The sequence below is a fragment of the Pseudomonas sp. Y39-6 genome, from assembly GCF_023651955.1.
Lineage (GTDB): Bacteria > Pseudomonadota > Gammaproteobacteria > Pseudomonadales > Pseudomonadaceae > Aquipseudomonas > Aquipseudomonas veronii.
The window spans coordinates 420,629-434,425 of the sequence record NZ_CP069594.1 but is presented as its reverse complement, the minus strand read 5'-3'; the positions used below and the strand labels follow the sequence as shown (position 1 = coordinate 434,425).

The following is a 13,797-nucleotide window of genomic DNA, read 5'->3' as shown; positions in this document are numbered from 1 at the left end:
AGGCAAAATGATTCCCCTGAGGCTGTCGGACAAGTCTCTACCTAAGTCAAAAATGGACCAATCAACGCTGATCCCCGTAGCGCGCGATTATCTAGTAGCCCGCGAGACAACGCATCAGGGACAACGAAGTATTTGTAGCGAAACCCTGCGTTTTTAGGCATTAACGTCGTTTTTAATACATTCATGTCTGTAAGAGGAAGGTCACAGGGCCATCATTGACCAAATGAACCTGCATATCCGCACCAAAACACCCTGACGCCACCTTGCCATGCAATTGTTGCGCTTGTAACAGCAAGTGCGCAAAAAGTGCCGCCCCCAGGGCCGGCGGCGCGGCGGTAGAGAAACTTGGCCGCAGCCCACTTTTGGTATCCGCCGCCAGGGTGAACTGCGACACCAGCAGCAAACCGCCGTCGATATCCTTGAGCGACAAGTTCATCTTGCCATCGTCGTCGCTGAACACCCGATAGTTAAGCAGTTTGTGCAGCAGTTTGTCGGCGCTCTCGACAGTATCCCCCGGTTCGACGGCCACCAGCACCAGCAAACCCTGGTCGACCGCCCCCACGATTTCGCCCGCGACCTCGACCCGGGCGCCGCGCACCCGTTGCAACAGGCCCTTCATGCTTCTTCAGGCGGCAAGTCCAGCAGACGACGCGCCATCTCGCCGGTCGCGCGCACCAAGGCATCGGTGATGCCCGGCTCGGACGCCGCATGGCCCGCCTCGCGGATCACCTGCAGTTCACTGTTCGGCCAGGCCTGATGCAGCTCCCAAGCGTTATCCAGCGGACAGATCATATCGTAGCGGCCGTGGATGATTACGCCAGGCAGATGGGCGATCTTGTGCATGTCGCGAATCAGTTGGTCGGGTTCCAGGAAGGAATTATTGGTGAAGTAGTGGCACTCGATGCGGGCAATCGACAGCGCGCGCTGGGGCTCGGCGAAACGCTCGATCAACTGCGGGTTCGGGCACAGGCCCAACATGCGCCCTTCCCAGGTGGACCAGGCCTTGGCGGCGTGCATCTGGGCAATCTGGTCGTTGCCGGTCAGGCGCTTGTGGTATGCGGTGAGCAGGTCGTGGCGCTCGTCCTGGGGGATCGGTGCGAGGTAATCCTGCCAGTAATCCGGGAACAGGCGGCTGGCGCCTTCCTGGTAAAACCAGCGGATGTCCTGGGGCCGGGCCAGGAAAATCCCACGCACGATCAGGCCATGCACGCGCTCGGGATGGGTTTGCGCGTAGGCCAGCGCCAGGGTCGACCCCCAGGAGCCGCCGAACAACACCCATTTGTCGATGCCCAGGTGCTCGCGAATGCGCTCGAGGTCGGCGACCAAGTCCCAGGTGGTGTTGTTTTCCAGGCTGGCGCGGGGAGAGGAACGCCCGCAGCCCCGCTGGTCAAAGGTGACGATGTGGTACAGGTTCGGATCGAAATAGCAGCGGCTGTTGGCGTCGCAACCGGAACCAGGGCCACCATGGATGAATACGACGGGCAAGCCTTCGGGGGAGCCACTTTCATCGACATACAGGGTGTGGGTGTCATCGACGGCCAGATCGTGCCGGGCGTAGGGTTTGATCTGCGGGTACCAAGTCTGCATTGCGCGCTCCGTAGGGGGTCGGGTTCATCCCTGGGGGGACGTCTTTTATTTTGCCGTCTGGCACTATAAACCCGAATTGTGCAATGAGCATGTCCTTGAGCACTTAGACCTGTGTCAGCAGTTCGCTACCCAGGTGAGCCAACAGGCAGCTATCAAAGCCGGTCGCCCTCCTCCACCTCGCTCTGCGCCCGCAAACAGCCATGGACCAGACTTTGGCCGCAGTACAGCAGCGCGTTCACGCCCGCCGCGTGCAGGTGCTTGGCATACAAGTGGAGAGTTTGGCCGATCAACCTCAGGAGCATTCCTACAAGCGCATCGGAAAGTCTCACCTGAGCAATACCGCCACTGCGTGATTTGATCCGGGTCTTTTTCAGACACGGATCGTTACGCATGACCGACACGCCTTGGGCCGCCCGCGAGGGCGATGCGCTTCTGCACAGTTCCATGCTGGCCGACGTTTTAGGCGGAGTCCTGGAGATTGCCGCCAACGTGGCCGTGACCGCATTGGCGACAGCGGCGGTGGTTGCCGCGGCGGGTGTAACCGTGGCGACTGGCGGTCTCGGCTGCGTGGTACTCGGCGCCGTGGTGGGAGCGGTGGTCGGCGTCGGCATGAGCAAAACCGGCGCGGATAAAGGCCTCTCACGATTATGTGAGTATTTCGCCAATGCCCTGTTTCCTCCCGTCGTCGACGCCTTCATCAGCAGCGGTTCGCCCAACGTATTCATCAACGGTAAACCCGCTGCGCGGGCGGCTGGCAAAATCTCGGATGTGATCGCAGCGCCAGGTGGTGAGCCTTCTTATCTGGATATCGCTGAAGGGTTTTTCTCTCAGCTATGGCGCCCAACGGTGGCCTCTCCGGTGGCGGGCGCTGCGCCTTGTCCTGGCGATAAAGTCGACTGCCATAAACACGCGCCGATGCCAGAGCAATACATGGCCGAGGGTTCCAGTCGCGTATTTATCAACGGCCAGCCCGCCGTGCGCAGTGGTGATCGGAGCACCTGCGAGGCCAAGGTTGGGACGGTACAGATTTCGCCGAATGTGATCATCGGCGGAGCGCCCGTGGTGGTTCGCGAGATTCGCAGCGGCAAGACGCCCGGTGTCGGGCTGGCGGTGACGGCGCTGCTGACGTTGCGCGGCGGTGGCGCGAAGTTCTTCAGCACGTTGCCGTGCATGGTCGTGGGCGGGCTGGTGTCGTGGGGCAGCAGTCAGGTGAGCAATGCCATCACCTCGGCGGTCGTGGGTTCGCCCAACCCGGTACACAGCGCCACGGGGGCGAAAATTCTCGACGGTGAGGACGACTTGGACTTCACCCTGCCTGGCCTGTTGCCGATCGAGTGGCAGCGCTACTACAGCAGTCGGGACGAACGCCGCGATGGCCTGTTCGGCTCCGGTTGGAGTGTGATCTACGAGGTTTTCCTCGAGATAGGAGGGCTTGCTGAGGGCGGCGAGCGCCTGATCTACACCGACGAGCAGGCCCGGCAGATCGATATGGGCGTGATCCCCTTGGGCGGCGCGGTGTTCAGCGCGGGCGAAGGCCTGAGCGTGCGGCGCCATGCCCACGGGCAGTTGCTGATTGAAAGCGTCGACGGGCTCTATCGGCTGTTCGAACCAACGCCCGGCAACCCGTCGCACCTGCGCTTGAGCCAATTAGGGGACCGCAACGACAACCGCATCCTCCTCGACTATGACGCCCAAGGTCGGCTGAGCCGGTTACGCGATTCCCTCAATGATGTGCGAATCGAACTCGGCTACAAACTCGGCCGGCTCGAGCAGATTGAACGGCTGTTCGCCGACCACAGCCGCGAAACCCTAGTCAGCTATGCCTATGACGCTCATGGCGACCTGGCCGAAGTTCGCGATACTGCCGGGCATCTACAGCGCCGCTTTGCCTACGACAGCGGCCAGCGCATGGTCGAGCACCAACGACCTACCGGGCTGCGTTGCTATTACCAATGGGCCTGTGTGGACGACTACGAATGGCGCGTAGTCCGACACTGGACCGACGAGGGCGACGACTACCAGTTCGACTATGACCTACACGCTGGGATCACGCGGATTACCGATGGCTTGCAACGGGTCAGCACCCGCCAATGGAATCCGCAGTACCAGATCACCGAATACACCGACAACCTCGGCCAAACCTGGCAATTCGACTGGAATGACGAGCGCCAGTTGCTCGGCGCCACCGACCCTCAGGGCGGTCAGTGGACGTTCGGTTACGACGAGTCCGGCAACCTGTGCGAGACGCAAGATCCGCTGGGGCGTATCGAATCCACCTTGTGGCTGCAGCATTGGTCGCTGCCGTTGGTGGAAACCGATGCCGCCGGACAGGTTTGGCAATACCGGTACGACCCGCGTGGCAACTGCGTCAGCGAAATCGATCCACTTGGTCAGACCACGCGCTATCGATACGACCGCTTTGGCCAAGCAGTGGAAATCATCGATGCCACCGGCAAAAGTAAAAAGCTGCGCTGGAACCCGTTCGGGCAACTGGTCGAGCATGTCGATTGCTCGGGCTACCCCACGCGCTTTCGCTACGACGAGCGCGGCTATTTGCAGGTCATCACCGACGCCCTCGGCGAACGCACTCAATTCAGCTACAACGCTCAAGGACGCTTGCTCAGCAGCCAACTGCCGGACGGGCGCACCGAGCAATATCAGCGTGATGCCAGCGGCCAGTTGGTGGGCTACACCGACCCGGCCGGGCACACCACGCTCTACCAGCACAACCGTCGCGGTCAGGTACGCCAGCGCACCGACGCCCATGGCCGGCAGGTGCAATTCGGCTATGACAGCTATGGGCGGCTGCAAGCGCTGGTCAACGAGAACGGCGAAAGCTATCGGTTCGCGTGGGATGCCGGGGATCGGCTGACCCAACAACAAGACCTCGACGGCAGCGCCAAGCGCTACACCTACGACCGGCTGGATAACATCACGGCAGTGACCGCCGTTGCGGCGCCTTATGGCAATGGCTTGGCGATAGTTCCCGAGGAGCCACCGGCCCCCATCATTCATCGACTGGAGCGCGATGCGGTTGGCCGGTTGATTGCCAAGACCACCGACGATGGCCGCACCGACTACAGCTACGATGCAGTGGACCAGCTAACCGCCGTCACCTTCACCGACTTGCAGGGCAATACCCAGGCTCTTGGTTTCGCTTACGACGCCCTTGGCCAGTTGCTTGCCGAACAGAGTTCAGCGGGCACTCTGCACCACCACTACGACGAACTCGGCAACCTGATCCAAACGCAACTGCCCGACGGCCGCTGGCTCAATCGCCTGTACTACGGCAGCGGCCACCTGCACCAGATCAACCTCGACGGCCACGTCATCAGCGACTTCGAACGCGACCGTCTACACCGCGAAGTGCTGCGCACCCAAGGCCAACTCAGCACCCGCAGCGAATACGACCGCAGCGGCCGCCTGCGCGCCCGCCAGCGCCGCCACGCCAGCCAGCCCTCGTTGATGCCGGCGGCCGCGCAAAAGCACTTCGAGTACGACCCCGCCAACAACCTGATCAGCCGCCGGGAAGACGAACACCTCGAACTGCTGCACTACGACGCCACCGGCCGGATTATCGCTACCCAGGACAACACTCAAGGTCAGCGCGAAACCTTCGCCTACGACGCCGCCGCCAACCTGCTCGACGGCCCGCAACCCGGCGCCGGGCTGGTGGTGCATAACAAACTGCTGACCTACCAGGACAAGCGTTACCGCTACGACGGCTTCGGCCGAATGATCGAAAAGCGCAGCGCCAAACGCGGCGTACAGCGCTTTGCCTACGATGCTGAACACCGCTTGATCCAAGTGCGCAGCCAAAAAGGCGAGCGAGAAACGGTTGTGAACATGACCTACGACCCGCTCGGTCGACGCATCACTAAAACCGAACACGACAGCCGGGGTTATGCGCTGGGAGAAACCCGCTTCACCTGGGATGGCCTGCGCCTGCTGCAGGAGCATCGGCATAGTCAAACCAGCCTGTATCTCTATGAGGACGATGGCTACACGCCGCTGGCCCGGATTGATGGCGTGGGCGAACACCAGAGCGTGCGCTATTACCACAACGACTTGAATGGGTTGCCGGAGCAACTGACGGAAGCTGATGGGGAAACGGTGTGGCGGGCGACTTATCGGGTGTGGGGGAACACGGCAGAAGAGGTGCGTGAGCCTTACTACATTGAAGAGCAGAACCTGCGGTTTCAGGGGCAGTATCTGGATCGGGAGACGGGGCTGCACTACAACACGTTCAGGTTTTATGATCCGGATATCGGACGATTCACCACGCCTGACCCGATCGGGTTAGCGGGCGGATTGAATCTATATCAATATGCTCCGAACCCTTTCGGGTGGGTCGATCCCAAAGGATTGGCGTGCAGTACCTACAAGGGAAAACTGAATCAAAAAGCATCGCAGATGCACGCACTAACTAAAGGTTCAAAAGAGTGGAAGCAAGCGGTTGCAGATAGCAAGATGGCTATGGCAAATGGGGGGAAATTTCAAGTTAAGGTGAAATCAAGCTCAGATGCAAAATTTTTCTTGAAAGAATCGCAAGGCAATATGAACCGTTACAAGGCTCATACCCAAAGCGCCCGCGCCGACGGTGTAGCAAAATACCCAAAAGGTTACGAGCAGCATATGGCTCCAGAGGGCGGCTTCGGGGATACACCTCACATCAAGTGGTATAAAAATGGAGGGGATGGTCATATTTTTTATGACATCCCAAACTAAAATGAAAAACAGCTATCGCTTTGAAAAACTTATAAAGTCGGAATTGGGCCCAACCGAAAGTAGGGAAGATATCTACTCAATGATGCAAAAGCCGATACTGTACGGGGATATGGTAAAAATTTTCGACTCGCTTGCAGATATGAAGTCATATTTAAATTCGGACTGCTACTACGTGGCACATAATTTAACCGCACGCAAAGGAAAAAAAACAATCTTCAAAGGAAGGTTGTATAAAGCAAAAAAGGACGACTTGTTGAATTTTATTTTTGAGGCCATAGATTCAGATGAATTGAGGGAGTTATTAATTTCTCCAATCCAAGCACATCAAAAGAGAAAAGTATTCTACTGCTCGGAAGATGTATTTTACATGTACACAGAAAAACAAGTCTAGACCGGGGCAGTATCTGGATCGGGAGACGGGGTTGCACTTCAATACGTTCAGGTTTTATGACCCGGATGTGGGGCGGTTTACGACGCCGGATCCGATTGGGTTGATGGGGGGGATTAACCTCTATGCCTATGCAAAAATCCAATCGAATGGGTAGCCCCCCTCGGGCCAACTTGCATTAAAGCCTTTAATAGAGGGAGAAACATTTCTAAAAAATGGACGAGCAAGCTTTCCGGCAAAACGCCTCAGTGACCACTACACAGCAAGTTGAAGCGTCGTTATTGAAAAAAGGCTATACCAAAAGCATCACAAATTTGAACACCAACAAGACTCAGCACACCCAAGTTACTAGGACGACAAAACCCGGAAACAAGGATGTCCTGGACTACCATCCGGGCGGAGGCGTCCACCAACCCAGCTACTGGAAAGTCTACCGGAATGGGGAAGTCCAAGGACGCGTAGTTCCAACAGATTTTGTAAAGTACGAAAAAATTGTCGATAGTCCAGTTTTTGTAGACGGGGCATTAGTGAATGCTCCGAAATAGAGATAGTTATGAATTTGACTAACGTAATAGTGCCAAAAGTTTCGATCGGCGGAATAGCCATTGGAGAAAGCATTACACAAGTACAAGCACGTCTGTCAGATAAGTACAAAACCCATAACAGCCCCGATTCATTCACCATCGACAACGGGTTTATTACGGCGTATCACGGCGTCGATGGCGTCATTTCTGCTATCTCTTGCAATACTGCTTTCAAGGGTAATTATGAAAATATGCTATGGCCGGGAATGACTGTAGCCGATGTCCTAAGGCTCTCCAAAGAGCAAGTGGCGTGGGCGGGTTTCGTACAAATTGACCAAGTCAACGGCATAGGCCTCTCGCTGCCGGAGGAATACGATGACTTCGATTCGTTGACCGATCATTTTGATCTCGACTTTGTATTTAGTGAGCTTTGGGTTTATGACTTTTAGAATCGTGGTCGCCCTCGCGCTGGCCGGGGCTCAACCGGCCTTTGGGATCAGTCCTACAATTCACTCAGAAATGACCGATGACGACCGCACCGAATACGTCTACGACCCACTGGGCCAACTGCTCACCGAACAAAGCGCCGCTGGCAACCTAAACCATCACTACGACGAACTCGCAACCTGATCCAGACCCACACCGCCAACTCCTCACTACGACGCCACCGGTCGTGTTGATAGGGGGCTGACCCTGAAGGCTCCAACAACCCATCTTCTCGCAGCGGACGAAGTCTGACCGTAGAAGCAGCAAGATCATCAACATGGCATCTCAGCGCCATTTCAAAAAACGTTTTACGTTTCGCCACTTAGTACGCTTGAGATTTACATCAAGTAACTGAGAGACCTGCTGCAAGAACTGTTGATTACTACAGCCAAAATACTGCTCGGAAAAGCAAAGCTCATAGTCAAACGGAGCGGCGTTTTTCAGGCCCGTAGCGGTGAGGTTTGCTTTCAGGTAGCGTCCAATATCTCTTTTGAGCATAAAAGATGCGAAGCGTGATCGGCTATCAACATACCCCTTCACAATATCCGAAAGCGCCGTAGGCGCGACGTTTGATTCGGCGTCGACAAGCCATGCGCCTACGCCCTCTGCCACCTCACCATACATGAAGCTCTCTAGATACCCGTAAGTCATTGACTGCCTCAAAGGATTGGAAACGCCGTCAACATATACATAGGCATATTGTTGAACTCTGCATATTTGATGACCACTCGCACCTTAGTCATCTCAATGACGGTTGCAGGCGATCGTGGGCGAATGCCCAACTGACCACCTGCTTCAGCAGTAACGCTTCTGCCCCCACCCCAGAAAACCGTCCAACAACTGCTTCAACACCCCCCGCGTCGGCCCCGCCAGATCCTCGCGATAACGAAACGGCTCGAACTCTTCCATATACGTGCTCTGGCACAACTCCAACTGCACGGCATGAATGTTCTGCGCCGGGTTGCCGTAATGCCGGGTGATATGCCCGCCCTTGAAGCGTCCGTTGAGCACATGGGTGTACTGCGGATGCGCGGCGCAGATGGCTTCCAGTTGGCTGGCCAGCCCAGGGTCGCAGGCGGCGTTGTTGAAGGTGCCGAGGTTGAAGTCCGGCAGTTTGCCGTCGAACAGGTGCGGGATCACCGAGCGGATCGAATGTGCGTCGAACAACAGTGCGTAGCCGAATTCGGCCTTGAGCCGCGCCAGTTCGTCTTGCAGGGTGCGGTGATACGGCATCCAGATCTGCTCGAGGTAGGTGGCGCGCTCTTCCCTGGATGGCGCCAGGCCTTCGCGGAACAATGGCACACCATCGAACAGGATCGACGGGTACAAACCAGTGGTGGCGCCGGCGTACAGCGGCGTGTCGTCGGAGGGCCGGTTCAGGTCGATGACAAACCGCGAGTACTCCGCCGCCAGGGTGCTGGCGCCGAGTTCTTCGGCAAAGTCATACAGCGTGGGGATATGCCAATCGGTGTCCGGCAGGCTTTGTGCCTCGGGGATCAGCCCGGCCTGCACGGCAGGCGTCAGGCGCAGGCCGGCGTGGGGCATGCTGATCAGCAGCGGCACGCGGCCTTGTTTGAAGTTCAGAACGTTATCCACAGTGCGACTCCTTAAACAGTGACATCGACGCCGTGGCGCACGACGCGTTTTTCAAGCTCGCCGCCCAGCCAGTAGGCCAGGTCGGCGGGACGATCGATCTGCCAGGCGACAAAGTCGGCGACCTTGCCCACTTCCAGCGAGCCATGGGTATCGCCCATGCCCAGCGCGGTGGCGGCATGTTGGGTGGCGCCGGCCAGGGCTTCTTCCGGGGTCATGCGGAACAGGGTGCAGGCCATGTTCAGCATCAGGCGCACCGACAAGGCCGGTGAAGTACCGGGGTTGAGGTCGCTGGCGATGGCGATCTTCACCCCGTGCTTGCGCAGGGCGTCCATCGGCGGCAGTTGGGTTTCGCGCAGGAAGTAGAACGCGCCCGGCAGCAGCACCGCGACGGTGCCGGCAGCGGCCATGGCGATGGCGTCGTCTTCGGTCATGAACTCCAGGTGATCCGCCGACAGCGCCTGGTAACGCGCGGCCAGGCTGGAACCGTGCAGCGACGACAGTTGCTCGGCGTGCAGCTTCACCGGCAGGCCGAGTTGCCGCGCGACCTTGAACACACGCTCCACCTGCGCCGGCGAGAACGCCAGGTATTCGCAAAACGCATCCACCGCGTCCACCAGCCCTTCCGCGGCCAGGGCCGGGAGCATTTCGCTGCAGATGTGATCGATGTAGGCGTCGGCGCGGTCCTTGTACTCCGGCGGCAACGCATGGGCGGCCAGGCAGGTGGCGCGCACGCTGACCGGCAGCGCGTCGCCGAGGCGCCGAATCACCCGCAGCAACTTGCGCTCGCTGGCCAGGTCGAGGCCGTAGCCGGATTTGATCTCCACCGTGGTCACGCCGTCGCGCAGCAAACTGCGCAGGCGCTTGTGGGCGCTTTCGAACAGTTCATCCTCGCTGGCGGCGCGGGTGGCGCGCACGGTGCTGGCAATACCGCCGCCCTGGGCGGCGATGTCGGCGTAGCTGACGCCTTGAAGGCGTTGCTCGAATTCACCACTGCGGTTACCGCCGAACACCGTGTGGGTGTGACAGTCGATCAGCCCGGGGGTGACCCACGCGCCGTGCAGGTCATGCACCTGGGCGTAATCCGCAGCCGGCATTTCGCTGCGCGGGCCGATCCACTCGATCAGCGAACCGGCAGTGACCAGGGCGGCATCCTCGATGATCGAGTAATTGCCCTGAGCCATGGTTGCGATGTGGCAGTGTTGCCAAAGGACTTTCATCAATGCCTCCCAAGGTGGTCGCTGTTGCCTGTAGGAGCGAGCTTGCTCGCGAAAAACCTCAACGATAACGCGTGCTACTTGATAGCTCGCGGCGCCTGGGGGTTCTTCGCGAGCAAGCTCGCTCCTACAGGGGCGGAGGGTTTTTCAAAGGCTCGGCAGCAACTTGGCCGGCACCAGTTCATTCAGGCAGCGGCTGGCGAGCAGTTCAGTGGCGGCGATGATGTCCGGGGCGAAGAAGCGGTCTTTGTCGTAGAACGCCACTTTGCCACGCAGGGTAGCGCGCGCTTTTTCCAGCTTCGGCGAGGTCTTCAGGCCTTCGCGCAGGTCCAGGCCCTGGCACGCCGCCAGCCATTCCACCGCCAGGATGCCGCGAACGTTTTCAGCCATTTCCCACAAGCGCTTGCCCGCAGCCGGAGCCATCGACACATGGTCTTCCTGGTTGGCCGAGGTCGGCAGGCTGTCGACGCTGTGGGGATGGGCGAGTGCCTTGTTTTCGCTGGCGAGTGCCGCGGCGGTCACCTGGGCGATCATGAAACCGGAGTTCACCCCGCCATTGCCCACCAGGAACGGCGGCAGTTGCGACATGTGCTTGTCCATCATCAACGAAATACGCCGCTCGCTCAGCGAGCCGATTTCAGCGATGGCCAGCGCCATGTTGTCGGCGGCCATGGCCACCGGTTCGGCGTGGAAGTTGCCGCCGGAGATCACGTCGCCTTCGGCGGCGAATACCAGCGGGTTATCCGACACCGCGTTGGCCTCGATCACCAGCACCTCGGCGGCCTGGCGGAACTGGGTCAGGCAGGCGCCCATGACTTGTGGCTGGCAGCGCAGGGAATAAGGGTCTTGCACCTTGTCGCAGTTCTGGTGCGACTGCGACACCTGGCTGCTTTCGCCCAGCAGGTCGCGGTAAGCCGCCGCCGAATCGATCTGCCCACGCTGGCCGCGCGCGGCGTGAATGCGCGCATCGAACGGCGAGCGCGAACCCAGCACCGCTTCCACGGTGAGGCTGCCGCACGCGAGGGCACCGGCGAACAGATCCTCGCCCTCGAACAAGCCCCGCAGCGCATACGCTGTGGACACCTGGGTGCCGTTGAGCAGCGCCAGGCCTTCCTTGGCGGCCAGGGTCAGCGGGGTGAGACCGGCGATTTTCAGCGCAGCAGTCGCCTCCAGCCATTCGCCTTGGTAGCGCGCCTTGCCTTCGCCGAGCAGCACCAGGGACATATGGGCCAAGGGCGCCAAGTCACCGGAGGCACCGACCGAGCCTTTGAGCGGGATGTGCGGGTACACCTCGGCGTTGATCAGCGCGATCAGCGCGTCGATCACCTGGCGGCGAATCCCGGAAAACCCACGGCTCAGGCTGTTGACCTTGAGCACCATGACCAGCCGCACCAGCGCATCGCTGATCGGCTCACCGACGCCGGCGGCGTGGGACAGCACCAGGGAACGCTGGAGGTTTTCCAGGTCTTCGCTGGCGATGCGGGTCGAGGCCAGCAGGCCGAAACCGGTGTTGATGCCGTAGGCGGTGCGGTTCTCGGCGAGAATCTGCTCCACGCAGGCCACACTGGCGTCGATCTGCGCAGTGGCGCTGTCATCCAGATTGATCGTTACCGGCTGCTGGTAGATGGCCCGCAGTTGGGCAAGGCTCAGTTGGCCCGGAATCAGAGTTAGCGCAGTCACATTCATGCTCCTTGGAAATTATTGTTCAGTGCAATTCGGGAAAAGTCTGCTGCAGCAAAGCGCTCTGCTTGAGCAACGCGGCGGCGGTCGCGATGTCTGGCGCCAGCCAGCGGTCTTGCGCGTAAGGCGCGACCTGTTCACGCAACAAGCGCCAGGCGCGGTCGGTGCCCGCGCCGAAACGCTGGTCCTTGAGAAACTCGAAGGCCTGGGCCGCCAGCAGGTACTCGATGGCGAGGATCTGGGTAACGTTGGCCAACAGTTGGTGCAGCTTGAGCGCGGCGTTGGTGCCCATGCTCAGGTGATCTTCCTGCAGGCCCGAGGTGACGAAATTGTCGAGCACCGCCGGCTGCGCTAACTGGCGGTTCTGCGCGCACAGGGAAGCGGCGACGTACTGCACGATCATCATCCCGGAGTTGACCCCCGGGTCGCTCACCAAAAACGCCGGCAAGCCGCTGACGTGGGGGTTGATCAGGCGGTCCAGACGACGTTCGGCGACCGAGCCGATCTCGGCCATGGCAATCGCCAGCATATCAGCGGCCAGCGCCACGGACTGCCCGTGCGGGTTGGCCTGGGACACCACGCGGTAGCTGTGTGGCGTGCCGAGCAGCAGCGGGTTGTCGGTGGCGCTGTTGAGTTCGGTCTCGATCTGGCGGGTCGCGTGTTCCACCTGGTCGCGCGCCGCGCCGTGGATCTGCGGGATCGAGCGGATGCTCAGCGCGTCCTGGGTGCGGATGCCCTGGCTGCTGGCGATCACTTCACTGCCGTCGAGCAACGCACGCAGGTTGATACCGACCTGCTGCATGCCGGGGTGCGGTTTGAGGGCGATGATTTCAGCGTCGAAGGCATCGATCTGGCCGCGCTGGGCCTCGAAACTCATGGCGCCGATCACGTCGGCCCATTGCAACAGTTGATGGGCGTCGGCCAGGGCCAGGCAGCTCAGGCCGGTCATGCACGGCGTGCCGTTGACCAGGCACAGGCCGTCCTTGGCGCCGAGCACCACCGGCTGCAAGCCTTCTGCGCTCAGGGCCTGTTGCGCCGGGACGATCCGGCCGCGGTAGCTCACGTCGCCAATCCCCAGCAACGCCACGCCGACATGGGCCATATGGGTCAGGTAACCCACCGAACCCTGGGACGGCACCTGCGGCGTGATGCCGTGGTTGAGCAGCGCCAGCAGCGCATGCACCACCTGCGGATGCAGGCCGGATTTGCCGTGGCTGTAGTTGATGATCGCCGCGCAGATGATCGCGCGGGTCTGTTCGTCGCTGAGCACCGGGCCGACGCCACAGGCGTGGCTCAACAGCGTGTTGCGCGACAGTTGGCTCAGTTGCGCGCCCTCCAGCGGCACATTGCACAGCGCACCCAGGCCGGTGTTCACGCCGTAGGCGCGCTCACCGCTGGCGACGATGCGCTGCACAATGGCCTGGGCATTGTCGATGCGCGCCCAAGCCTGGCCCGAGAGTTCGAGCACCGCGCCGAAGCGGGCCACGGCGACCACGTCCTGCCAGCGCAGGGGGGGGGCGGCGATGATGATTTTTGCTGCCTGGGACATCTTCATACCTTCTTGAGTTCTTGTGCAGCTTTACTGGCCCTATCG

General features: G+C 60.0%; 12 protein-coding genes and 1 pseudogene. 5 read left to right on the top strand and 8 right to left on the bottom strand.

Annotated elements, in window-relative coordinates; all coding sequences use genetic code 11:
* Positions 1-181: 181 nt before the first annotated feature.
* The 3 genes from dtd to JN756_RS32270 all read right to left on the bottom strand — a co-directional run bounded on the left by dtd (position 182) and on the right by JN756_RS32270 (position 1,979).
* A complete protein-coding gene (gene dtd / locus JN756_RS01860) occupies positions 182-619 on the bottom strand; it encodes a D-aminoacyl-tRNA deacylase (protein WP_046384985.1) in 438 nt (145 codons plus the stop codon).
* On the bottom strand, positions 616-1,587 hold the full coding sequence (gene pip / locus JN756_RS01855; RefSeq protein WP_017849899.1) for a prolyl aminopeptidase: 972 nt from the start codon (positions 1,585-1,587) through the stop codon (positions 616-618). Before pip ends, dtd begins: the two co-directional genes overlap by 4 nt.
* 152 nt (positions 1,588-1,739) lie before the next feature.
* Positions 1,740-1,979, bottom strand: coding sequence for a hypothetical protein (locus JN756_RS32270; RefSeq protein ID WP_057003622.1), 240 nt, complete (start codon positions 1,977-1,979; stop codon positions 1,740-1,742).
* Between JN756_RS32270 and JN756_RS01845 the strand changes: the two genes are divergently transcribed.
* The 5 genes and pseudogenes from JN756_RS01845 to JN756_RS01830 all read left to right on the top strand — a co-directional run bounded on the left by JN756_RS01845 (position 1,978) and on the right by JN756_RS01830 (position 7,857).
* Positions 1,978-6,315, top strand: a complete 4,338-nt coding sequence (locus JN756_RS01845; protein ID WP_250690866.1) for an RHS repeat-associated core domain-containing protein — start codon at positions 1,978-1,980, stop codon at positions 6,313-6,315. The two genes, JN756_RS32270 and JN756_RS01845, sit on opposite strands and share 2 nt — an antisense overlap.
* Entirely contained in the window at positions 6,299-6,706 is a 408-nt protein-coding gene (locus JN756_RS01840) for a hypothetical protein (RefSeq protein ID WP_227778768.1), read from the top strand. Before JN756_RS01845 ends, JN756_RS01840 begins: the two co-directional genes overlap by 17 nt.
* Positions 6,705-6,871, top strand: a pseudogene (locus JN756_RS32175) (RHS repeat-associated core domain-containing protein); the annotation flags it as partial. The gene JN756_RS01840 and the pseudogene JN756_RS32175, both read left to right, overlap by 2 nt.
* A gap of 385 nt (positions 6,872-7,256) precedes the next feature.
* Positions 7,257-7,676, top strand: coding sequence for a hypothetical protein (locus tag JN756_RS01835; RefSeq protein WP_057003621.1), 420 nt, complete (start codon positions 7,257-7,259; stop codon positions 7,674-7,676).
* Entirely contained in the window at positions 7,666-7,857 is a 192-nt protein-coding gene (locus tag JN756_RS01830; RefSeq protein ID WP_132849963.1) for a hypothetical protein, read from the top strand. Before JN756_RS01835 ends, JN756_RS01830 begins: the two co-directional genes overlap by 11 nt.
* Before the next feature lie 141 nt (positions 7,858-7,998).
* Here JN756_RS01830 and JN756_RS01825 read toward each other — a convergent pair whose 3' ends face one another.
* From JN756_RS01825 to JN756_RS01805, 5 genes are all read right to left on the bottom strand, one after another.
* Positions 7,999-8,337 carry a hypothetical protein gene (locus JN756_RS01825; RefSeq protein WP_201021736.1) on the bottom strand — a complete coding sequence of 113 codons (339 nt, stop codon included), beginning with the start codon at positions 8,335-8,337 and terminating at the stop codon, positions 7,999-8,001.
* A gap of 171 nt (positions 8,338-8,508) precedes the next feature.
* Complete coding sequence (gene hutG, locus JN756_RS01820; protein ID WP_108526621.1) at positions 8,509-9,309, bottom strand: N-formylglutamate deformylase; 801 nt, start codon at positions 9,307-9,309, stop codon at positions 8,509-8,511.
* A gap of 11 nt (positions 9,310-9,320) precedes the next feature.
* Entirely contained in the window at positions 9,321-10,526 is a 1,206-nt protein-coding gene (gene hutI / locus JN756_RS01815; RefSeq protein WP_201021735.1) for an imidazolonepropionase, read from the bottom strand.
* 144 nt (positions 10,527-10,670) lie between these two features.
* Positions 10,671-12,209, bottom strand: coding sequence for a histidine ammonia-lyase (gene hutH / locus JN756_RS01810; protein ID WP_017849903.1), 1,539 nt, complete (start codon positions 12,207-12,209; stop codon positions 10,671-10,673).
* A 19-nt stretch (positions 12,210-12,228) separates the two neighbouring features.
* Positions 12,229-13,752 (bottom strand): HAL/PAL/TAL family ammonia-lyase, encoded by a 1,524-nt coding sequence (locus tag JN756_RS01805; protein ID WP_169881401.1) that lies wholly within the window; start codon positions 13,750-13,752, stop codon positions 12,229-12,231.
* Between the last annotated feature and the right edge of the window lie 45 nt (positions 13,753-13,797).

Bases quoted from the DNA above. Each gene is read 5' to 3' on its own strand.
- dtd (WP_046384985.1), bottom strand. From the start codon at position 619: ATGAAGGGCCTGTTGCAACGGGTGCGCGGCGCCCGGGTCGAGGTCGCG.
- pip (WP_017849899.1), bottom strand. From the start codon at position 1,587: ATGCAGACTTGGTACCCGCAGATCAAACCCTACGCCCGGCACGATCTG.
- JN756_RS01845 (WP_250690866.1), top strand. From the start codon at position 1,978: ATGACCGACACGCCTTGGGCCGCCCGCGAGGGCGATGCGCTTCTGCAC.
- JN756_RS32270 (WP_057003622.1), bottom strand. From the start codon at position 1,979: ATGCGTAACGATCCGTGTCTGAAAAAGACCCGGATCAAATCACGCAGT.
- JN756_RS01840 (WP_227778768.1), top strand. From the start codon at position 6,299: ATGACATCCCAAACTAAAATGAAAAACAGCTATCGCTTTGAAAAACTT.
- JN756_RS01835 (WP_057003621.1), top strand. From the start codon at position 7,257: ATGAATTTGACTAACGTAATAGTGCCAAAAGTTTCGATCGGCGGAATA.
- JN756_RS01830 (WP_132849963.1), top strand. From the start codon at position 7,666: ATGACTTTTAGAATCGTGGTCGCCCTCGCGCTGGCCGGGGCTCAACCG.
- JN756_RS01825 (WP_201021736.1), bottom strand. From the start codon at position 8,337: ATGTATGGTGAGGTGGCAGAGGGCGTAGGCGCATGGCTTGTCGACGCC.
- hutI (WP_201021735.1), bottom strand. From the start codon at position 10,526: ATGAAAGTCCTTTGGCAACACTGCCACATCGCAACCATGGCTCAGGGC.
- hutH (WP_017849903.1), bottom strand. From the start codon at position 12,209: ATGAATGTGACTGCGCTAACTCTGATTCCGGGCCAACTGAGCCTTGCC.
- JN756_RS01805 (WP_169881401.1), bottom strand. From the start codon at position 13,752: ATGTCCCAGGCAGCAAAAATCATCATCGCCGCCCCCCCCCTGCGCTGG.